The organism is Lentzea chajnantorensis, assembly GCF_054300775.1.
In genome coordinates this window covers 7,848,069-7,868,464 of the sequence record NZ_JBSDZT010000002.1, presented here as the reverse complement: position 1 = coordinate 7,868,464, position 20,396 = coordinate 7,848,069, and the positions used below count along the sequence as shown (strand labels likewise).

The window sequence follows — 20,396 nt, the reverse complement described above, 5'->3', positions numbered from 1 at the left end:
CCCCGCGATGAAGATCGAAGCTCGCGTATTCGACCTGGTGATGGCCTTCTCGTTCCTGATGGCCGTCGTCTACGGCTACTGGACGCACCAGGCGACCGGCGCGGTCGAGCCCGCCGGCACGGTGGCGCTCGCGCTCACCGGTGGTCTGGCGCTCATCGTCGGCACCTACTTCCGGTTCGTCGCTCGCCGCATCGAGGTCCGTCCCGAGGACAACCCCGAGGCCGAGGTCTCCGACGGTGCCGGTGAGCTGGGCTTCTTCAGCCCCGGCTCGTACTGGCCGATCGGCCTCGCCGCCGCGGCGGCGACCGCGGGTGTCGCGGTGGCGTTCTGGCACGTGTGGCTGCTCGTGATCGCGATCATCCTCGTGCTGATCACCGTCGGCGGCCTGGTGTTCGAGTACCACACCGGACCCAACCACGACTGATATCCGATATATCGGATATTTGCTCTACCGAGGCCCCCTCTGTTCGCGGAGGGGGCCTCGGTCGTGCACGGCGTCCCGCATCTCGCACGAAGGCCCTCCCGTCGCTGTGCTCGCGCCAGCGGGGGAGGGCCTTCGACATGGTCCCTGCGACGGCCTCAGCGGGCCGTGAGCGGTCTAAGCGGCGACCGGGGTCTTCTGGTACGCGTCGACGTACTCCTGGCCGCTCAGGTCGAGGATGCGGTAGATGATCTCGTCGGTGACGCTGCGCAGCACCGGCAGCGACTCCTGCATGCCGTCGTAGCGGCTGAAGTCGAGCGGCTCGCCGAACCGCACGGTCACCGGGACGATCTTCGGGAACCGGCTGCCGACCGGCTGGACCTTGTCCGTGCCGATGATGCCGACCGGCACGACCGGCGCACCCGACTCCAGCGCCATGCGCGCGACACCGGTGCGACCGCGGTGCAACATGCCGTCGAGCGAGCGGGTGCCCTCGGGGTAAATGGCGAACGCGTCCCCGCGCGCCAGGATCTCCGCCGCCGTGTCGAGCGCGGCACGGGCGTCACGGCCCTTGCCGCGGTGCACCGGCACGTGGCCCAGCGACGAGAAGAACCAGCGGGACATCGCGCCCTTGACCCCGGTGCCGGTGAAGTACTCGGCCTTCGCCAGGAACGACACGCGCCGCGGCACCACCATGGGGATCACGACGCTGTCGATGAAGCTGAGGTGGTTCGCCGCCAGGATGACGGGGCCGTCGGTCGGGACGTTCTCCAGACCGTCGACCACCGGGCGGTAGACCATGCGGGCTGCGCGCGCGACGACGTGCTTCATCACCGGGTAGAGGACCATGGCTCCAGCATTCCAGGTGGCGGTTGCCGCCGGGTTACCACGTGGCGCGCATCTCCGGGCCGTCACTCGCACGGACTACGCCACTGCGGCAGCCGCACCGGCCCGGTCACGCGCCGAACGCGCCGCGTGACCGAACCGGGTGGTCTCAGCCCTTCAGGGACGTCGAGAAGCTCCACCCAACGGCCCAGCAGCGTGCTCGCCGCACCCGAGTCGACCGCCTCGGCGGCACGGCCCAGCGAAGCAGCCAGGTCGGCGTGCAGGTCGTCCGAGAACCCGCCGTGCGCCGCGATGGCGCCCGCCGCGTTCACGAGCACCGCGTCGCGCACGGAACCCGTCTTGCCGGCCACCAGGTCGCGGACCACCTGGGCGTTGACCGACGCGTCGCCGCCCTTCAGGTCCTCCTCGCGCGCGGGCTGCACACCCAGCACCGCCGGGTCGATCCGCTCCTCGCGCACCTCGCCGTCCTGCGCGAGCCACGCCGACGTCGTCGTGGTGGTCGTGATCTCGTCGAGGCCGTCGTCACCGCGCACGACCAGCGCCGTGTTGCGGCGGCGTGCGAACACCCCCGCGATCAGCGGAGCCGCGACCGCCCGCGCGCAGCCGATCAGGCCGACCTGCGGCTGCGCCGGGTTCGTGAGCGGCCCGAGCAGGTTGAACGACGTCGGGATGCCGATCTCCCGCCGCACCGGGCCCGCGTGCCGGAAGCCGGGGTGGAACACCGGCGCGAAGCAGAACCCGATGCCCAGCTCCGCCACGGTCGCCCGCACGCCCTCCGGCGGCAGGTCGATCGCGACGCCCAGCGCCTCCAGCACGTCCGCCGTGCCGCACTGCGACGACGCCGCCCGGTTGCCGTGCTTGACCACCGGGACGCCCGCCGCGGCCGTGACGATCGCGGCCATCGTCGAGATGTTCACCGAACCGGAATGATCGCCGCCGGTGCCCACGATGTCGGTCGCGCGCACGCCCACGTCGAAGCGGCGGGCGTGGCTGAGCATCATCGTCGCCAGGCCGTCGACCTCCTCCGGCGTCTCGCCCTTCGCGCGCAACGCGACGACGAACGCCGAGATCTGCGCCGGCGTCGCCTCGCCCGACATGACCCGGTCCATGCCCCAGGCCGTGTCGTCGGCGGTCAGGTCGACACCGTCGAGCAGGCGGTTGAGCAGCGACGGCCAGGTGCGCTCGCCCATCGCGGGCTCAGCCCCTGACGACGGGAACAGCCGAGCCCCGCAGCACCTCTGCCACGGTCTCGGCGGCGGCCAGCGGGTCCAGCGGGTGCACCAGCACCGCGTCGGCCTGCGACCAGGTCGCGAGCCACCGGTCGTCCTTGCGGCGCACGGCCACGACGATCGGCGGGCAGTTCGTGATCTCGTCCTTGAGCTGGCGGGACAGGCCCATGCCACCGGTCGGCTGCGCCTCGCCGTCGAGGATCAGCAGGTCGACGGTGCCGTTGTCCACCTCGTACAGCACGTCGGCGATCGCGCCGGCCTCGACGTAGTCCACGCGGGGCAGGTCCGGCGCCGGGCGGCGGCCGACGGCAGTGATGATCGTCTCACGCACCTCGGGTCGGTGGCTGAACACCAGGATCTTCGTGGTCTGCGTGCTCATCTCTCGATCCTCCACTGCTACTGCTGACTGGGTCGTGAAGAAAGTGACCAAGGTCGCGGCGATGCTATCGGGCCGGTTGCAGGGCGTCCCACCCCAGGGCGTCACCGCCGAGCCGCTGCGCCAGCGACGCCATCCGCGACCGCTCCTGCGCGCAGTGCAGCGCGTCCAGCTTCTGCACCCGGCTGATATGCGATATATCACCGGCGACGAGCACCCAGCCGTCCGGCTCCAGCAGCTCCCGCGCGCGTTCTACCTGGTCAGGCGGGATGCGGACGTGGTGCCGCAACACCGCGAGCTCGTCGGCCCGCCACCGCGGCGACCGCGCCAGAGCGGCCGAATCGGCCTCCACGACGTCGAACGCCTCGACGACCACGACGAGGTCCGGATCGTTCAAGGACAGCACCGGTTCGTCCCGCCGGTGCAGCAGTTCCCGCAATCGGCCCAGCAAGCCCATCCCTTTGACCTCCTCCTGGGTCACGCGCCGTGTGACCCAGCCGACCCATGATCCGCCCAGGACCCGATGGGCGGGCGGAAATAGCGCAGGCAATAATGCTGCTCGTGACCACGGCAGCGCCTTCAATCGGCCAGCGCGTGCACTCGCTGAACCGCCCGAACATGGTCAGCGTCGGCACGATCGTCTGGCTGTCCAGCGAGCTCATGTTCTTCGCTGGCCTCTTCGCCATGTTCTTCACGGTGAAGGCCCAGAACGAGGGACCTTGGCCCCCGCCTCCGACCCACCTGAACGTCCCCTACGCGTCGGTCTTCACGATCATCCTGGTCGCGTCGTCCTTCACCTGTCAGTGGGGCGTGTTCGCAGCGGAGCGCGGTGACGTCTTCGGTCTGCGTCGCTGGTACATCGTGACGCTGATCATGGGCGCGATCTTCGTGGGCGGCCAGGCGGGTGAGTACGTCGAGCTGGTCGAGCACGGCACGACGATCCCGTCGTCGGCCTACGGCACCGTCTTCTACCTGACGACCGGCTTCCACGGCCTGCACGTCATCGGCGGTCTGATCGCGTTCGTCTACCTGTTGATCCGGACGAAGCTCAGCAAGTTCACGCCGGCTCAGGCCACCTCCGCCATCGTCGTGTCGTACTACTGGCACTTCGTCGACGTCGTGTGGATCGGCCTGTTCGCCATCATCTACATCGTGCCCTGACCCAGTCGGCACACAGCCAAGCCACGAGCTCCCGAACTGACAGCAAGGGTTGCCGCACACCATGACCACCACTACGAAACGCCCCCGCGGCGCCCGCACGAAGCTGCGCCGCCGGGTCGCCGGCCTGCTCGCACTGGGGTTCGGCCTGCTGAGCGCCGGCCTGCTGTTCACCGCGTTCGCGCCCACCGCGCAGACCGCGCAGGCACAGCAGCAGGACGCCCTGGTCCGCCAGGGCGAGCAGATCTACCTGAACACCTGCCAGAGCTGCCACGGCAGGTCCCTGGAGGGTGTCGAGAGCCGCGGGCCGAGCCTCGTCGGCGTCGGTGACGCCGCGGTCTACTTCCAGACTTCCTCCGGCCGCATGCCCATGGCGCGGCAGGAGGCGCAGGCCATCCGCAAGCCCGCGAAGCTCTCCCCCGAGGAGATCAACGCGCTGATGGCCTACATCGACGCCAACGGCGGCGCGGGCCCGAAGAAGCCCTCCGAGTCCGGCGAGGCCCTGCGCGGCGACAACCCGGCGCGCGGTGGCGAGCTCTTCCGCCTCAACTGCGCCAGCTGCCACAACTTCACGGGGCGTGGTGGCGCGCTGTCGTCCGGCAAGTTCGCGCCGGCGCTCGACGGCGTCACCGAGGACCAGATCTACACGGCGATGCTGAGCGGCCCGCAGAACATGCCGAAGTTCGGCGAGCGCCAGCTCACGCCGGAAGAGAAGAAAGACATCATCGCGTACGTCAAGTCGGTCACCGACGGGAACAACAACTCCGGCGGTAACGCCCTGGGTGGGTTCGGACCCGTCTCCGAGGGCTTGATCGCGTTCATCGTGGGCATCGCCGCGCTCATCGGCGTGACCCTCTGGATCGGAGCCAAGGCATGAGCGGCGACAAGCCGACCGAGCTGCCCAGCGAGGCAGAGCTCGCGGAGATGAGCCGGGACGACCTCGTCAAGCTCGGCACCAGGATGGACGGCGTCGAGCTCGTCCACTACGAGGAGAAGTGGCCGGTCGAGGGCACGCGCGCCGAGCGCCGCGCCCAGCGCCAGGTGGCCATCTGGTTCCTGATCTCGGCGCTGTCCGGCCTCGCCTTCCTCGGCGTGTTCCTCTTCTGGCCGTGGGAGTACGAGTCCCCGTCCAACGCCGAGGGCCACCTCCTGCACAACCTGTACAACCCGCTGATCGGCCTGTTCCTCGGCCTGTCCGTGCTGGGCCTGGGCGTCGGCGCGCTGCTCTACACCAAGAAGTTCCTCCCCGACGAGCTCGCGGTGCAGCAGCGCCACGACGGCCCGTCGACCGCGGTCGACCGCGCCACCCTGGTGGCCGAGCTGTCCGACGCGGGCCAGCGCAGCGGCATCGGCCGCCGCAGCCTGATCAAGCGCACCGCCGGTCTCGGCGCGGGCGTGCTGGGCCTGGGCGTGGCCGTCGTCCCGCTGGGCGCGCTGGTCAAGAACCCGCACTCCGACAGCGAGACCAAGAACTCGCTCTGGCACACCGGCTGGAAGGCGGAGAAGGGCGAGAAGGTCTATCTCCGCCGCCACACCGGCAACTTCCACGAGGTCTCCCTGGTGCGTCCCGAGGACGTCGAGCCGGGCGGCTTCGAGACGGTCTTCCCGTTCCGCGAGTCCGAGCGGAACGACGAGCACGCACTGGTCGCCGCCCTCAAGCGGGCCGACGCTCCGGTCATGCTCATCCGCATGCGGCCGAACCAGGCGATCACGAAGCGCGCGGGCCAGGAGGACTTCAACTACGGCGACCTGTACGCGTACTCGAAGATCTGCACGCACCTGGGTTGCCCGACCTCGCTGTTCGAGCAGCAGACCGGTCTGCTGCTCTGCCCGTGCCACCAGTCGCAGTTCGACGTGTTCGAGTACGCCAAGCCGCGGTTCGGGCCGGCGACCCGTCCTCTCCCACAGCTTCCGATCACTGTGGACGAAGAGGGATACTTGGTTGCCCGCAGTGACTTCATCGAGGCTGTGGGTCCGGCGTTCTGGGAGCGTAAGTCATGAGTGCCATCACCACGCCGACGAAGCCGGCCAACGCGGCCGCGCGCGTCGCAGGGGCGGCGGCCAACGCTGCCGATGAGCGGTTCCACGCGGCCTCCGGGCTGCGCAAGCAGCTGAACAAGGTGTTCCCGACGCACTGGTCGTTCCTGCTCGGTGAGATCGCCCTGTACAGCTTCATCGTGTTGTTGTTGTCGGGTACGTACCTGGCGTTGTTCTTCGACCCGTCGATGACGGAGGTCACCTACAACGGGGCGTTCGAGAACCTGCGGGGGATCGAGATGTCGCGGGCGTTCGCGTCCACGCTGGACATCTCGTTCGAGACCCGTGGCGGGTTGTTCGTGCGTCAGGTGCACCACTGGGCTGCGTTGCTGTTCATGGCGGCGATCGTGGTGCACATGTTCCGGATCTTCTTCACCGGTGCGTTCCGCAAGCCGCGTGAGATCAACTGGGTCATCGGCATCGTGTTGTTCATGCTCGGTGCGATCGAGGGTTTCCTGGGCTACTCGCTGCCCGACGACCTGCTCTCCGGCACCGGCCTGCGGGTGATGGCGGCGCTGCTGATCTCGTTCCCGGTGATCGGCACGTGGCTGAACTGGTTGATGTTCGGCGGTGAGTTCCCGGGCACGGACATCATCCCGTTGCTCTACACCGCGCACATCCTGCTCATCCCGGCGATCATCCTGGGGTTGATCGGTGCGCACCTGGGTCTGGTGTGGTACCAGAAGCACACCCAGTTCCCGGGTGTGGGCCGCAAGGAGACCAACGTCGTCGGTGTGCGGATCATGCCGGTGTTCGCGGCGAAGGGCGGCGGGTTCTTCGCCGTCGTCGTGGGTGTCATCGCGATCATGGGCGGGGTGTTCCAGATCAACCCGATCTGGAACATCGGCCCGTACAACCCGGCGCAGGTCTCGGCGGGGTCGCAGCCGGACTGGTACATGGGCTGGACCGACGGCCTGGTGCGCATCTGGCCGGCGTGGGAGTTCTACCTGGGCAACTACACGATCCCCGCGCCGTTCCTGCCGTTCATCCTCGGTCTGCCGCTGCTGACCGGGATCGCGGCGGTGTACCCGTGGATCGAACGGCGGATGACCAAGGACTACGCGCATCACAACCTGTTGCAGCGCCCGCGTGACGTGCCGGTGCGCACGGCGCTGGGGTGGATGGCGATCACGTACTTCATGGTGTTGCTGCTGATGGGCGCGAACGACATCTTCGCCTACCAGTTCGACATCTCGTTGAACCTGACGACGTGGATGGGCCGCATCGGCATGCTGGTCCTGCCGCCGATCGCGTACTTCATCGCGTACCGCACCTGCATCGGGTTGCAGCGGGCGGACCGTGAGGTGCTGGAGCACGGTGTGGAGACCGGCATCATCAAGCGGTTGCCGCACGGTGAGTTCATCGAGGTCCACCAGCCGCTGGGCCCGGTGGACGACCACGGTCATCCGATCCCCCTGGCCTATCAGGGCGCGTCGGTGCCGAAGAAGATGAACAAGCTCGGTTCGGCCGGGCACCCGGTCGCGGGCAGCACCTGGTCGCCGGACCCGGTCGAAGAGACCGTGGCCCTGGAGAACGCACGCCGCAGGGCGCACGTCTCCGAAGGCATCAGCGCCGAGGACACCGCGGGTGAGCTGGCCGGCAAGCCCTCCGACCCCAAGGCCTGAGCCTGCTGAAGCAGTGAAAAGCCCCCGTGGACGATCTCCACGGGGGCTTTTCGCATGCGTCTTCGGCTACTGCGCGTCGTCCAGGCCGATCGCGAACGCCGCCTCGTCGTCCCGCTTCGAGTAGCTGCGGAACGCGATGTGCGTGTCGGTGTTCAGCACGCCCTCGACCTTGCTGATCTTGCCCGGCACCAGCGCGGCGAGGTCCTCGTGCTTGCTGACCTTGACCAGCGCGATCAGGTCCACGTCACCGGCGCAGGAGTACACCTCCGTGACTCCGTCGATGTCGGCGATCTCCTGCGCCGCCTCGGGAATGCGCTCGGCGGCGGCCTGGATCAGCACGATGGCGGTGACCACGGCGTCCTCCTCGGGTCTCACTACGGGTACCAAAGCACCCGTAGTCTGCCCTACCCGCTGATCGCGAGCGCCACGAACTCCGCACGCTCCCGCGACACCGACCTCCCGCGCACCGGACCGCCTCAGTGCCAGCGGTCCACCAGCGGGCGTGCGCTCGACGCCTGCTCAGCCCACGGCACCCATGCCGCCGCCGCACCGGCCGGTGAGGCCCACGGTTCGTCCGCGTACACCAGGCGGGTACCGGGCTGGTCGAGCCAGCGCAGCACCACCCCGGTCTCCTCCGGCGGCGCACCGCGCAACGGGCCCGCGGTCGGGATGACCGTCTCCGCCGAGGCCACCAGCGCGTCGACCACCGGCATCGGGCGGGTGCCGCGGCGGGCGACACCGGCCGAGGCCAGCCGGCCGTAGCGGACGACTGAGAACTCCCAGCCACCGTCGCGGTCCGGGCGGGCGGCCACGAGCTGCGGCAGGGCGGCCAGCGCGGCGAGGCGCTGGGCGCGGTCCAGCGAGCGGACGAGGCCCGCGAGGCGGTCGCGGCGGGTGGCGGCCTCCTCGAAGCGCTCGGCCGTGGCCAGGGAGCCCAGCTGCTCCGCGAGACCGCGCAACGGGTCCGCGCTGCGGCCCACCACCAGGTCGCGCACCGCCACGACGGCGGGGGAGTACTCCTCCACGGTCTGCCGGCCTGCGCAGGGGGCCTGGCAGCGGCCGAGCTCGGCCAGGGCGCACGGCGAGGCGCGCTGGTTCGTGGCCGGGATCTTGAGCGTGCACGACCGCAGCGGCACGGCGTCGAGCAGCGCGTCCGCCACCGACTCGGCCGCACGGCGGGTGCGGAACGGGCCCAGCGCACCGTCGCGCGGGGTGCGGACCAGCGACAACCGGGGGAACGGCTCGTCGGTCAGCACCAGCCACCACGCGTGGTGCGGGTTCTTCGACCTCTTGTTGTACGCGGGGCGGTGCGCGCGCAGCAGCCGCAGCTCGCGCACCTCGGCCTCCAGCGAATGAGCGCACTCGACGGCGTCGACCCGCACCGCGAGCGCGACCATCTCGCGCAGCCGGCGTCTGCCCTCGCTCGCGGTGAAGTACTGCCGCACCCGCCGCCGCAGGTCCGACGCCGTGCCGACGTACAGCACCTCCTCCTTGGGCCCGCGGAAGAGGTACACGCCGGGCACCGACGGCAGGTGCGCGGCCAGGGAGCGCTTGCGGCGCTGCTCCGGCGTCACCTCCGGCAGGTACGCCAGCAGCTCCTCCAGCGAGTGCACCCCCACGTTGCCCACGCGCTCCAGCAACGCGTGCAGCACCTCGACCGTGGTGCGCGCATCGGCCAGTGCCCGGTGCGTCGGCCGGGTCCGCGTGTGGAACAGGTCCGCCAGCGCCGACAGGCGGCACGACGGCGCCTCGTCGCGGCTCAGCACCCGTCGCGCCAGTCGCACCGTGCACACCACCGGCGGCTTCGGCCACCGGTAGCCCTGCCGCTCGCACGCCGCCTTGACGAACCCGACGTCGAACCCGGAGTTGTGCGCGACCAGCACCGCTCCGGCCGCGAACTCCAGGAACGCGGGCAGCACCGTCTGCATCCGGGGCGCACCGGTCACCATCAGCTGCGTGATCCCCGTCAGCTGCGCGACCTGCGGCGGGATGCCGCGCTCGGGGTCGACGAGCGTGGCGAACTCGCCGATCACCTCGCCGCCGCGCACCTTCACCGCGCCGATCTCGGTGACGGCGTCCTGCTCGGCACTTCCTCCCGTCGTCTCCAGGTCGAAGACGACGAACGTCGTGTCGCGCAGCGGCGTCCCGAGCTCGTCGAAGGACAGTTGACCGGTCACCCCGCTGACGTTAGCGACGGGGTCTGACAATTTTTGGAGCTAGCCTCACCGGTGTGCGGATCACGCTCCTGGGACCTTCCGGCCTGCCCCTCAGCGTTCGGCAGCGGTCGCTGCTCGCGGCGCTCGCCCTGCAGCCCGGCCACGTGGTGCGGTCGGAACGCCTGATCGAGTCGATGTGGGGTGCCGACGAGAAGCCCATGCACGTCAACGCGCTGCACCAGCACGTCTTCCGGTTGCGGCAGGCGCTGGACGGCATCGTGGTCTCCACGCGCGCGGACGGCTATGTGCTCGAAGCAGGACCTGACGACGTCGATCTGCACCACTTCCGCCACCTCGTCGCGAACGCGCGCGCTCTGGACGACGACGCGGCAGCGGCCCGTTTGTTCGAAGCAGCGCTGGCGTTGTGGCAGCAGGAACCCCTCGCCGACCTGCCCGCGGCCCCGCCGTGGAGCGATGTCCGCGCCGCACTGGAGGAGGAGCGCCTGGAGGTCGTCGAAGACCACCTGGAACGCCGGCTGCGCCTCGGCGAGGACGTCTCCGCCGAGCTGGCCGACCTGGTCGACCGCTACCCGCACCGCCAACGACCGCGTGAGCTGCGGGGCGTCACATCGGAGCCGACCCAGCGCGTTGTGCCGCACCAGTTGCCCGCGGACCTGCCGAACTTCACCGGCCGTGCGTCCGCGTTGGCCGAGCTCGGCGCCATCGGGCGAACGGTCGTCATCACCGCGATCGACGGCACAGCAGGCGTCGGCAAGACGGCGTTGGCGCTGCACCACGCGCACACGGTCGCCGACCAGTTCCCCGACGGCCAGCTCTACGCGAACCTGCGCGGCTTCGACCGGGACACCCCGCCGTTGCCGCCCGGCGACGTGCTGGCGCGGTTCCTGCGCGCACTGGGCATCGCCGGGCCGCGCATCCCGCAGCAGCTGGAGCAGCAGACCGACCTCTACCGCATGTTGTTGCGCGACCGGCGGATGCTGGTCGTGCTGGACAACGCCGCGACCGCCGCCCAGGTCGCACCGCTGCTGCCCGGCGCGGAGGGCTGCCGCGTCGTGATCACCAGCCGCAACCGGCTCTCCGGTCTAGACGCGTGGCCGGTGCTGCTGGACGTCATGGCGCCGGAGGAGGCCGTCGCGCTGCTGCGCGGCATGCTCGGCGACGCACCCGAGCTGCCCGAGCTGGCCCGGTTGTGCGGCCACCTCCCGCTCGCGCTGAGGATCGCCGCGGCGAACGCCACCGGATCGGTCGCGGACCTGGTCGACGAGCTGCGCGAAGAAGAAGGCAGGCTCGCGGCGTTGCGAGTCGACGACGACGAACGTCTCGCCGTGCGCGCAGCACTCGACCTCTCGTTCCGTTCGCTGCCCGCAGCAGCACAAGAGCTGTTCAGGCGGTTGGGCGCCATCGCAGGACACGACTTCACGGCCGAGGTGGCCGCACTGCTCGGCACCGGCCTCGACCAGCTGGTCACGGCGAACCTCGTGGAACGCCAAGGTGATCGCTATCACCTCCACGACCTCGTGCGCCTGTACGCACGTGATCTGCTGACGGAGGAGGAGACGAACGCACTGCGCGCACGGCTGGCGTTGTGGCACATCGGTACAGCGGCCAACGCCTCGCGCATGTGTTACGTCGCCGACGACGTGCTGTTCGAGGCAACGGACGGCCGCACGTTCGAGACGTCGGCGGAGGCCTTGGCCTGGTTGGTCGCCGAGAAGACAAACCTCGTCGCGATCGCCGCCACCGGTCCGTTCGCCTGGCGGCTCGCCGACGCGACGCACAGCTTCTTCGCCGCACGCCGTGATCACGCGAGCTGGGCCGTGGTGCGCGAGGCCGGGCTTGCGTCCGCACGGCAAGAGGGGGAGATGCGCGGCGAGGCGGCGGCACTGGCGAGCGAGGCGATCGCACGCATGTACTCCGGTCGTTCCAGCGAAGCGCTGGGGTTGGTCCAGCAGGCGCTCGACCTGGCCGAACGCGACGACTGGCCCGCCGGCACGCTCCGGTTCCTCACGGTCCTCGGCCACGTCTCCCGCGAGGTCGGCGACACCGACCGCGCCGCCGAGAGCTACCTCAGGGTCGCCGAGCTCAGCCACGAGCTGGGGCAGCTGCGGCGGGAGGCGCACGCGTTGTCCCAGCTCGGGTCCACGTGCTGGATGCGCGGCCGGTTGCGGGACGCCGAGGCGCACCACCGCCGGTCCTTCGCGCTCTACCAGCAGATCGGCGTGAAGAACGGGCGCCCGATCGCCGAGCTGGGCTGTGCGCTGCGCGACCTGGGGCGGCTGGACGAGGCGGTGGTGACGTTCGAGCAGGCGCTGGTGGACATCAGGGCGCTGGGCCAGCGCGGCCTGGAGTCGTACCTGCTCGACGACGTCTCCGCCGTGCACCGCGAGGCCGGGCGGCTCGACCTGGCGGTGGAGGCCGGCCGGGAGGCGTTGCAGATCGCCCTGGAGGTGAACGACCCCGGCGGTGAGGTCGACGCACGGCACGGCATCGGCGCCGCGCTGCTGCGGCTCGGTGATCCGGCCGCGGAGGAGGAGTACCGGCGTGCGGTGTCCGTTGCCCAGCGCATCGGCTACAAACACGGCGAGGCGCAGGCGCTCGCGGGTCTCGGAAGGGCAACGGGCCGCGCCGAACACCTGCACCAGGCGCTGGCCATGGCACGGGAGCACGGCTACGGCCTGATCGAGGGCACGGCGCTGACCGCGTTGGCGACGCTGCACCTGGCCGATGATCCCGACCGGGCGCTGAAGTTCGCCCAGGAGGCCGTTGACCTGCATCGACGCAACGGCTGCCGACTCGGTGAAGCCCGTTCACTGCAGGTGCTCGGACACGGTCGCGAAGGTGCGTGGGAGCAGGCCCTGGCGATCTTCGAGGAGATCGGCGTGCCGGAGGCCGGAGATGTCCGTGCGCTGCTCAAGCGCGGGGGCTCTAGCCTGTAACGGTGCCAGACCCGATGCCCGAGCCCGAGTACGACCCGCCCGCCGACGAGGTGGGCGAGTCCACTGTGGACTGGGGTGCGCTGCCGGAGCCGCTGCGGATGCGGCTCGCGGAGCTCGGCGCCGACGCCCTCGGGGAGATGGCGAAGGTCGACGTGCCGCAGCACCTGCGGCCCGTGGCCAAGTTCGCGCCGACCAAACGCGCCCGGCTCGGCGGCGCGCAGGTCGTGGCCGGGCTGCGCGACTCGGCGAACTTCCGCACCGCCGTCGTGGAGTGGCTGCGCAAGAACCGGCCGTCGACGCTGGAGGTGACCTCGCCGGACCCGGTGGCCGCCGCCGCGGCCGCCGTGCTGACCGGGGACGAGGTCGCACCGCACTACGTGGAGCTGGTGTCGCGGCGGGTCGGCGACGCGACGCTGCGGGCCGAGCGGGACGCGGCGGTCGTGCGCTCGGAACGGCTGGAGGGCGAGCTCGAACGGCTGCGCGCCGAACGCAGCCAGCTCGACGGCGCCGCCGAACGCGTGCGCGCGGACGCCGAGGTCGAGCTGGAACGGCTGCGCAAGCGGTTGCGCGAACAGGGCGTGAAGCTGCGCGAGGCCAAGGACGCGGCCGAGGCGGCGGCGGCCGAGGTCGAACGCGTGCGGGAACGCACGGCCGAGGAGCTGAAGCGGCTGACCGCGGAGCGCGACCGGGAACGGGAACGTGCGGAGACCGAGCGGGGCAAGGCGCAACGGGCGATCGCGGACGCCGAGGTCGCCCGGCAGTCGGCGCGGGAGGCCCGGCAGGCCGACGAGGTGCGGCTCGCGCTGCTGGTGGACACCCTCGACGGCGCGGTGACGGGACTGCGGCGGGAGCTGGCGCTGGGCGGCTCCGGACCACGTCCAGCCGACCTCGTGCGCGGTGCGTCGGCGTCGCAGGGCGCGGTGGGACGGGTGGAGGACCCGGCGGCGCTGGACCGGTTGCTGGCGTTGCCGGCCGTGCACCTCGTCGTGGACGGCTACAACGTCACGAAGACCGGTTACCCGGAGCTGTCGTTGTCCGATCAGCGCGACCGGCTCGTGCACCAGCTCGCGGTGCTCGCCGCGCGCACCGGTGCCGAGGTGACGCTGGTGTTCGACGGCGCCGGAGTGGTCGCCGTGCCCGCGGCGGCGCCTCGCGGCGTGCGGGTGCTCTTCAGCGATCCCGGTGTTCTCGCTGATGACGTCATTCGCGCGTTGGTCACCGCCGAGCCGGAGGGGCGGCCGGTGGTGGTGGTGACGTCGGATCGCGCGGTCGCCGACTCGGTGCGCCGACGTGGTGCGCACCCGGTGCCGTCCGCGGTGTTGCTGGCCCGGCTCGGTCGCGTTTAGTCACGCGGTAGCCTGCTCGCGTCGATCTTGGAACTGTGTGACGCGAAGGGGATCGGCGACGTGCTGTCGCGCAAGCTCACCCGCGGTGCTCTGGTTGTCGTGCTGCTCTGCTGCGCCGCCCCGGCGGTGTCCTCGGCAGCGCAACCCGCCGACCCCGCCCGCAGGTACGCCCAGCTGACCGAGCAGGCGACCAAGCTGAACGAGGAGGTGCTGCGCGCGCAGGAGGACCTCACGCTGCGCAGGGCCGAGCTCGAACGCGCCACGGCGGACGTCGCGGCGGCGCAGCAGATCGAGGTGCAGGCCAAGGCCGACGAGGAGGGCTTCCGCGGCCAGGTCGACCTGCTGACCGAGGCGTCGTTCGAGGGCGCGCGGTTCAACCAGCTCTCCGCGCTGCTCGTCGCGGACTCGCAGCAGGACTTCCTGCTGCGGCTCGAGATGATGCGAATCCTGGCTGAGGACAAGGCCGACTCGCTCGCGCGGCTGTCCGGCGCGGTGGAGAAGGCGCGGCAGGCCCACCAGGTGGCGGAGAACGCGCGCTCGCGTGCCGCCGCGGCCACCGAGGCGGCGGAACGGCTGAAGGCCGACCTGGAGGCCCGCAAGCGGGCGTTGCAGGGCCAGGTCGACGAGGTGCGCACGGCACTGGCACGGCTGCCCGCGCCGGTCGTGCAGCAGCTGCGGGATCCGGGCGACCGGTCGCGGGTCAGCGTGCCAAGTGGTGCCGCCGGGATCGCGCTGCAGTTCGCGCTGGAGCAGCGCGGGGACGAGTACCGCTACGGCGCCACCGGGCTCGACCAGTGGGACTGCGCCGGGCTCACGATGAAGGCGTACGCCGCTGCGAACGTGGCCCTGCCCCGCACGTCCGGGGGACAGGCCTCGGTCGGACGCGCGGTGTCGCGCTCCGACGTCCGAGCCGGTGACCTGATCATCTACTACGCCAGCCGCTCGCACGTGGCCATGGCGGTCGACAACGCGCGCGCTGTGCACGCCTCCACCGAGGGGCAGCCGGTGAAGATCGCGCCGATCGACGCCATCGGGCCCATCGCGGTTATTCGTCGCATCGACGGCTAGCGTTGCGCGCGTGAGGCGCTTCAGGACGGTGTTGGCGGTGCTGGTCGTCGTCACGTTCCTGCTCAGCCTCAACGTGGCGTTGCACCCCAGCGCCGTTGAGTTGCCGTCGACCGCAACACCCGATTGCACAGCAATCTCGCGCTCGGCGGCGATGGGTACGGTGACCAGCAGTTCCTGTGACGGGGAGCTGGCGGCGCGGGTGCAAGGGTTGCTCGACGAAGCGGTAGCAGCCGTATCCAATGTATTGGATATCGGTCGTGGGCTGAGCTGGTCGCGGCGCGTCGACGTCGTCATCCCCGCCTCGGACGCCGAGCTGGTGTCGCTGGTCGGGCCGGCGTTCAAGGACATGGCGGGCATCGCCATCCGCGACGGCGCCGCGCAACGGGTGGTGCTCAACCGGGTGCGGGTGGCGCCGTTGTCGGACCTGGAGCTGGGCGTGCTGCTGCGGCACGAGATCACCCACGTCGCGACCCGCGACCAGACGTCGGACTCGGCGCCGCTGTGGCTGGTGGAGGGGTTCGCGGACTGGGTGGCGTTCCAGGCGACCGGGCTGCCGCTGCGGGAGGCGGCGCCGCTGCTGACGGCCGACGTGTCCGCGTTGCCCACCGACTTCACCGGCCCCGGCCGCGACCTCGCCTACCAGCAGGCGTACTCGGTCGTGGTGTACCTGCAGTCGCGGCTGGGGGAGCGCGGCGTCGTCGAGTTCTTCCTGCGCAACGCGTCGCTGTCCGCTGTGGACGCCCGCGCCGTGGACGTGGCGGACTGGCGCGACTTCCTGCGGACCACGATCGGATAGCGTTGGTCCGTGCGCCGAACCTTGCTGGTGACCAACGACTTCCCGCCCCGCCCCGGTGGCATCCAGGCCTACCTGCACGCACTGGCGACCCGCCTGCCCGCCGACTCGCTCGTGGTCTACGCGCCGAAGTGGAAGGGCGACGCCGAGTTCGACGCGCGCCAGCCGTTCCCCGTCGTGCGGCACCCGACGTCGCTGATGCTGCCGACCCCCGACGTGCTGCGCCGCGCCCGTGCCATCGCGCGCACCGAGTCGTGCGACGCCGCCTGGTTCGGCGCGGCCGCCCCGCTCGCACTGCTGGCACCGCGCCTCGGCCTGAGCCGGTCGGTCGCGAGCACCCACGGCCACGAGGTCGGCTGGTCGATGCTGCCCGTGGCCAGCCAGGCGTTGCGCGCCATCGGATCCGGTGTGGACGTCGTGACCTACGTCAGCCGCTACACCCGCTCCCGCTTCGCGGCGGCGTTCGGCCCGCTCGCCGCCCTCGAACACCTGCCGTCCGGTGTGGACACGGACCTCTACCGCCCCGACCCGGCCGCACGCGCGGAGCTCCGCCGCCGCTACGGCCTCGGCGACCGCCCGGTCGTCGTCTGCGTGTCCCGCCTCGTGCCGCGCAAGGGTCAGGACGTCCTCATCCGCGCGCTCCCGCTGATCCGCCGCTCGGTGCCGGACGCGGCCCTGCTGATCGTCGGCGGCGGCCCCTACCGCGCGAAGCTCGACGCCCTCGTCGCCGAAACCGGCCAGGCGGGCAACGTCGTGCTGACCGGCTCGGTGCCGTGGGAGGAGCTGCCGGCCCACTACAACGCCGGTGACGTCTTCGCGATGCCCTGCCGCACCCGTGGCCGCGGCCTCGACGTCGAAGGCCTCGGCATCGTCTACCTCGAAGCGTCCGCGACCGGTCTGCCCGTCGTCGCCGGACGGTCCGGCGGCGCACCCGAGACGGTCCGCGACGGCATCACCGGCAACGTCGTCGACGGCCGCGACGTCGACGACGTCGCCACCAAGGTCGCCGCCCTGCTCGCCGACCCCGCTATGGCCACCGAGATGGGCCGCGCCGGCCGGGACTGGGTGAGCACCCACTGGCAGTGGGACCAGCTCGCTCACCGGCTCCAGCAGCTCATCGGCTGACCGGTATCCGATACGCCATATCCAATACCCGATATATCGCCTAGCTACGGACGGCAATGCTCAGCTGGTCACATATGACAACGTTGTCATCAGCAGCTAACCGTCGGCAGCAGACTGATGTATTGGATATGGGATATGGCGCGATAGCTCGCGCCAAGCTCAGCTCATGCCAAGCTCCAGCTCACCAAGCTCCAGCTCGCTGAGCTCAGCTCGCTGGCGCCGGCGCGTCTCAGCTGAGCGCGCGAGCTCGCGTCTCCAGGGCGTGCAGACCTAGCTCGGTGCTGCGCCGGATCGCCTCAGCGGCAGCCGAGCGAGCTTCCACGTCCGACCCGAGGTCGCGCCGCACCGCCGCGAGCACGATCAACGCCCGCACCTCACCGGAGGCGTACCCGATGCGCCGGGCCGTCGCGAGCGCCTGGTCCAGGTACTCCACGGCCCCGTCGAGCTGGGCCAGCGCCCGGTGGACCTCGCCGAGCGTGATCCGCACCGACGCCGCCACCTGCTGGTCACCGCCGTCGGCGACCAGCGCCAGCGCGCGTGAGGCGAGGGAGAGGGCGAGGTCGGCGTTGCCCTCGGCGAGTTCCAGGGCGGCGAGGTTCTCCAGGGTCTCGGCCTCGCCGGCGGGGACGTTGCCGATCTCCAGGGCACGGGTCAGGTGAGCGCGGGCCTCGTCGTGACGGCCCTGCAGGCGCAGCGCCATGCCGAGGTAGGTGTGACCGTCGGCGTTCGGCGCCAGCGCCAGGGCCTGGGTGAAGTGCTCCACGGCCTCGTCGACCTCACCCAGCTCGACGGCCAGCTGACCGAGGTTGTACAGGCCCGTGCTGACGCTGTCCTCCGAGCGCAGCATCTCCAGGCACCGCAGCAGGGCGTCCTTCGCGGCACCGAGCTGACCGGAGCGGCGGTAGACGAGGCTGAGGTTGTTCAGCACGCCCGCCTCGGCGTCCTTGTCGCCCAGCGCGCGGTACAGCTCCACGGCCCGGCTGTGGTGGTCGACGGACCGCGCGTACTCGCCGAGCCGCAGGTAGAGGGTGCCGAGGTTCGCGTGCATCGCCGCCTCCGCCGGGCGGTGTGCGGACGCCTGGGCGGCCTGCAGGCCGTGGTGGGCGGTCGCGAGCCATTCGCCGACGTGCTGTCCGATCCACAGGTAGCCGCGCAGCGCGTCGGCCAGCTGGAACGCCACGGGGGCCGGGCCGTGCAGGGCGGCGTGCCGGATGGCGGCGGTCAGGTTCGGGCGTTCGGCGTCGAGCCACGCCAGCGCGTCGGCCTGCGTCGAGATCCGCGGCACCGGGCCCGACGCCGTCGACGGCAGCCGCAGGATGCCGGGGTAGAGCAGCTCGGCGCAGCGTTCTGCGCCGCGCACGTAGTGGTCGAGCAACGCCGTCAGCGCCGCCTGCTGCTCGGCCGGCGTGTCCAGCTCCGCCCGCAGCGACGCCGCGTAGTGCATCAGCTCGTCGTGGAACCGGTAGCGACCCGGAGCGGGCGACACCACCAGGTTCGCGATCACCAGCACCGTCAGCAGGCCCTCGGCGTCCACGTCGGCCAGCGCGGACGCGGCCTCCGCGGTGAAGTCCGGTCCCGGCACCAGCGACAGCAACCGGAACAACCGCTGCGGCGCCGGTGGCAGCGCGGCGTAGGCGAGCTCGATCGGCGAACCCGAGATCGTCACGTCGTCGCGCCCGGCCAGGTACGCCGCCGCCACCCGCAGCGCCAGCGGCAGGTGCCCGCACCGCGCGGCCAGCTCCGCGTGCTCACCCGGTCCCAGCAGCTTCTCCAGCAACGCCACCGACTCGCCCGGCGTGAACACGTCCACCGGCACGGTCCGCGCGCCGTTCATGGCGATCAGCCCGCGCAGGTCGTCGCGCGAGGTCACGATCACCGGGCACGACGCCGTCCCCGGCAGCAGCGCCCGCACCTGGTCGGGCGCGGAGGCGTTGTCGAGCACCAGCAGCACCCGCCGGCCCGACAGCAACGACCGCAGCATCGTGCTCTGCTCGTCCGCGTCCGGTGGGATCTCGTCCGGCGGCACGCCCAGCGCCCGCAGGAACCGCGACAGCACGTCCACCCCGTCCGCGGGCGGGCCCAGCGCGTATCCGCGCAGGTCGACGTACAGCTGCCCGTCGGGGAACCGGTCCCGCAGCACGTGCGCCACCCGCACGGCCAGCGTCGTCTTGCCCACCCCCGGTGGCCCCGCCAGCGTCACGATCGGCACCGCGTTGCCCAGTGCCCCGGTGACCAGCGCCGTGATCCGCTCGACGTGCCGTTCCCGCCCGGTGAAGTCCGGGGTGTCCGCCGGCAGCTGCAGCGGTGACGGCGGCGCGCGGTCGGGTGCCCGTTCCGGCACCGGTGCCGCGAGCTCGGGTGAGCGGACCAGGATCGCCTGGTGCAACGCCCGCAGCTCGGCCGACGGGTCGATCCCGAGCTGCTCGTCCAGGGTCCGGTCGAGCTGCCGGAACGCCTCCAGCGCCTCCGCCTGCCGGCTGCTGCGGTACAGCGCGAGCATCAGCTGCCCCCAGAACCGCTCGCGCAACGGGTGGTCCCGCGTCAGCGCGAACAGCTCCGGCACCAGGTCCGCGTGGTTGCCCAGCGCGAGCTCCACGTCGACCCGCTGCTCGTGCACGGTCATCAGCAGCTCGGTCAACCGCGGCGCGTGCTCGGCGTACAACGTCTCCGAAGGCACGTCCGACAGCACCGGCCCGCGCCACAGCTCCAACGCTTCAGCAAACGCTTTCCGCGCCTTGACCAGGTCGTTCGCCGCCGCCGCTCGTCCGCGTGCCGCCGCGTCGGCGAACCGGTGGACGTCCACGGCCAACGGGTCGACGCGCATCCGGTAGCCGTCGGCGGCGGTCTGGATCAGCGACGGGTCGCCCAGCGCGGCACGCAACCGCATCACGTACGTCTGCAACGTGCCCCGCGTCCGCGCGGGCGGCGCGTCACCCCACACGTGCTCGACCAGTTCCGTCACGGGCACCACGCGGTTGGGCCGCAGCAGCAGCGCCGCGAGCAACGCCCGGTGCTTGCCGGCGCGGAGCAGGACGGCGGAGTCGCCCAGGCGCACCTCCATCGGGCCGAGCAGCCGGAACTGCGGACCCGAGGTCATTGCCTTCCCCCTACGCGCGCCGGATGATCCCGTCTCACTCACAGCCTATTAGCGCGCTGTCGCCGAGTGACATCGGCGCGTCAGCGATACGTCAGCGCCGTCCGGCAGTCTTCTACTCGTCCCGGTCGGGGGGCCGGGGCAACAACACTTCTCGGGTTCCGC

The 20,396-nt window shown here is 71.2% G+C and carries 17 protein-coding genes; 10 read left to right on the top strand and 7 right to left on the bottom strand.

Annotation, left to right across the window (positions count from 1 at the left end; genetic code table 11):
* Positions 1-7 precede the first annotated feature (7 nt).
* Complete coding sequence (locus ACVDFE_RS37545) at positions 8-424, top strand: cytochrome c oxidase subunit 4 (RefSeq protein WP_360397431.1); 417 nt, start codon at positions 8-10, stop codon at positions 422-424.
* A 174-nt stretch (positions 425-598) separates the two neighbouring features.
* On the opposite strand, the gene ACVDFE_RS37540 is transcribed toward ACVDFE_RS37545, so the two are convergent.
* From ACVDFE_RS37540 to ACVDFE_RS37525, 4 genes are all read right to left on the bottom strand, one after another.
* Positions 599-1,270, bottom strand: a complete 672-nt coding sequence (locus tag ACVDFE_RS37540) for a lysophospholipid acyltransferase family protein (protein ID WP_458433767.1) — start codon at positions 1,268-1,270, stop codon at positions 599-601.
* Between the two features lie 62 nt (positions 1,271-1,332).
* Complete coding sequence (gene trpD, locus ACVDFE_RS37535; RefSeq protein WP_458433766.1) at positions 1,333-2,457, bottom strand: anthranilate phosphoribosyltransferase; 1,125 nt, start codon at positions 2,455-2,457, stop codon at positions 1,333-1,335.
* Positions 2,458-2,464: 7 nt separating this feature from the next.
* A complete protein-coding gene (locus ACVDFE_RS37530; protein WP_360397437.1) occupies positions 2,465-2,875 on the bottom strand; it encodes a hypothetical protein in 411 nt (136 codons plus the stop codon).
* A 64-nt stretch (positions 2,876-2,939) separates the two neighbouring features.
* Positions 2,940-3,329, bottom strand: a complete 390-nt coding sequence (locus tag ACVDFE_RS37525) for a hypothetical protein (RefSeq protein WP_360397438.1) — start codon at positions 3,327-3,329, stop codon at positions 2,940-2,942.
* 95 nt (positions 3,330-3,424) lie between these two features.
* Between ACVDFE_RS37525 and ctaE the strand changes: the two genes are divergently transcribed.
* The 4 genes from ctaE to qcrB all read left to right on the top strand — a co-directional run bounded on the left by ctaE (position 3,425) and on the right by qcrB (position 7,692).
* The gene (ctaE, locus tag ACVDFE_RS37520) at positions 3,425-4,033 is read left to right on the top strand and encodes an aa3-type cytochrome oxidase subunit III (RefSeq protein ID WP_285647246.1); all 609 of its coding nucleotides are present in this window, start codon (positions 3,425-3,427) and stop codon (positions 4,031-4,033) included.
* 61 nt (positions 4,034-4,094) lie between these two features.
* Positions 4,095-4,907, top strand: a complete 813-nt coding sequence (gene qcrC / locus ACVDFE_RS37515) for a cytochrome bc1 complex diheme cytochrome c subunit (RefSeq protein ID WP_360397440.1) — start codon at positions 4,095-4,097, stop codon at positions 4,905-4,907.
* Positions 4,904-6,031 carry a cytochrome bc1 complex Rieske iron-sulfur subunit gene (gene qcrA, locus ACVDFE_RS37510; protein WP_458433765.1) on the top strand — a complete coding sequence of 376 codons (1,128 nt, stop codon included), beginning with the start codon at positions 4,904-4,906 and terminating at the stop codon, positions 6,029-6,031. The genes qcrC and qcrA overlap by 4 nt, the downstream gene beginning before the upstream one ends.
* On the top strand, positions 6,028-7,692 hold the full coding sequence (gene qcrB, locus ACVDFE_RS37505) for a cytochrome bc1 complex cytochrome b subunit (protein ID WP_458432935.1): 1,665 nt from the start codon (positions 6,028-6,030) through the stop codon (positions 7,690-7,692). Before qcrA ends, qcrB begins: the two co-directional genes overlap by 4 nt.
* Positions 7,693-7,758: 66 nt before the next feature.
* Here the strand turns inward: qcrB and ACVDFE_RS37500 are convergent, their stop codons facing one another.
* Positions 7,759-8,046 carry an Lrp/AsnC family transcriptional regulator gene (locus ACVDFE_RS37500; protein WP_360398600.1) on the bottom strand — a complete coding sequence of 96 codons (288 nt, stop codon included), beginning with the start codon at positions 8,044-8,046 and terminating at the stop codon, positions 7,759-7,761.
* A gap of 122 nt (positions 8,047-8,168) precedes the next feature.
* Entirely contained in the window at positions 8,169-9,869 is a 1,701-nt protein-coding gene (locus ACVDFE_RS37495; RefSeq protein WP_360398598.1) for a DEDD exonuclease domain-containing protein, read from the bottom strand.
* 53 nt (positions 9,870-9,922) lie between these two features.
* On the opposite strand from ACVDFE_RS37495, the gene ACVDFE_RS37490 reads away from it, so the two are divergent.
* The 5 genes from ACVDFE_RS37490 to ACVDFE_RS37470 all read left to right on the top strand — a co-directional run bounded on the left by ACVDFE_RS37490 (position 9,923) and on the right by ACVDFE_RS37470 (position 17,137).
* Positions 9,923-12,805 (top strand): tetratricopeptide repeat protein, encoded by a 2,883-nt coding sequence (locus ACVDFE_RS37490; RefSeq protein WP_458433764.1) that lies wholly within the window; start codon positions 9,923-9,925, stop codon positions 12,803-12,805.
* Between the two features lie 14 nt (positions 12,806-12,819).
* On the top strand, positions 12,820-14,151 hold the full coding sequence (locus tag ACVDFE_RS37485; protein ID WP_360398614.1) for an NYN domain-containing protein: 1,332 nt from the start codon (positions 12,820-12,822) through the stop codon (positions 14,149-14,151).
* Positions 14,152-14,178: 27 nt separating this feature from the next.
* Positions 14,179-15,219: an NlpC/P60 family protein gene (locus ACVDFE_RS37480; protein ID WP_458433763.1), complete on the top strand. Its 1,041-nt coding sequence runs from the start codon at positions 14,179-14,181 to the stop codon at positions 15,217-15,219.
* A 151-nt stretch (positions 15,220-15,370) separates the two neighbouring features.
* Positions 15,371-16,015: a basic secretory protein-like protein gene (locus ACVDFE_RS37475; RefSeq protein ID WP_458434460.1), complete on the top strand. Its 645-nt coding sequence runs from the start codon at positions 15,371-15,373 to the stop codon at positions 16,013-16,015.
* 9 nt (positions 16,016-16,024) lie between these two features.
* On the top strand, positions 16,025-17,137 hold the full coding sequence (locus tag ACVDFE_RS37470; RefSeq protein WP_458433762.1) for a glycosyltransferase family 4 protein: 1,113 nt from the start codon (positions 16,025-16,027) through the stop codon (positions 17,135-17,137).
* A gap of 229 nt (positions 17,138-17,366) precedes the next feature.
* Here ACVDFE_RS37470 and ACVDFE_RS37465 read toward each other — a convergent pair whose 3' ends face one another.
* Complete coding sequence (locus ACVDFE_RS37465; protein ID WP_458433761.1) at positions 17,367-20,234, bottom strand: BTAD domain-containing putative transcriptional regulator; 2,868 nt, start codon at positions 20,232-20,234, stop codon at positions 17,367-17,369.
* Positions 20,235-20,396: the final 162 nt, after the last annotated feature.

Coding starts and splice junctions, on each gene's coding strand:
- ACVDFE_RS37545 (WP_360397431.1), top strand. CDS start 8: ATGAAGATCGAAGCTCGCGTATTCGACCTGGTGATGGCCTTCTCGTTC.
- ACVDFE_RS37540 (WP_458433767.1), bottom strand. CDS start 1,270: ATGGTCCTCTACCCGGTGATGAAGCACGTCGTCGCGCGCGCAGCCCGC.
- trpD (WP_458433766.1), bottom strand. CDS start 2,457: ATGGGCGAGCGCACCTGGCCGTCGCTGCTCAACCGCCTGCTCGACGGT.
- ACVDFE_RS37530 (WP_360397437.1), bottom strand. CDS start 2,875: ATGAGCACGCAGACCACGAAGATCCTGGTGTTCAGCCACCGACCCGAG.
- ACVDFE_RS37525 (WP_360397438.1), bottom strand. CDS start 3,329: ATGGGCTTGCTGGGCCGATTGCGGGAACTGCTGCACCGGCGGGACGAA.
- ctaE (WP_285647246.1), top strand. CDS start 3,425: ATGCTGCTCGTGACCACGGCAGCGCCTTCAATCGGCCAGCGCGTGCAC.
- qcrC (WP_360397440.1), top strand. CDS start 4,095: ATGACCACCACTACGAAACGCCCCCGCGGCGCCCGCACGAAGCTGCGC.
- qcrA (WP_458433765.1), top strand. CDS start 4,904: ATGAGCGGCGACAAGCCGACCGAGCTGCCCAGCGAGGCAGAGCTCGCG.
- qcrB (WP_458432935.1), top strand. CDS start 6,028: ATGAGTGCCATCACCACGCCGACGAAGCCGGCCAACGCGGCCGCGCGC.
- ACVDFE_RS37485 (WP_360398614.1), top strand. CDS start 12,820: ATGCCCGAGCCCGAGTACGACCCGCCCGCCGACGAGGTGGGCGAGTCC.
- ACVDFE_RS37475 (WP_458434460.1), top strand. CDS start 15,371: ATGGGTACGGTGACCAGCAGTTCCTGTGACGGGGAGCTGGCGGCGCGG.
- ACVDFE_RS37465 (WP_458433761.1), bottom strand. CDS start 20,234: ATGACCTCGGGTCCGCAGTTCCGGCTGCTCGGCCCGATGGAGGTGCGC.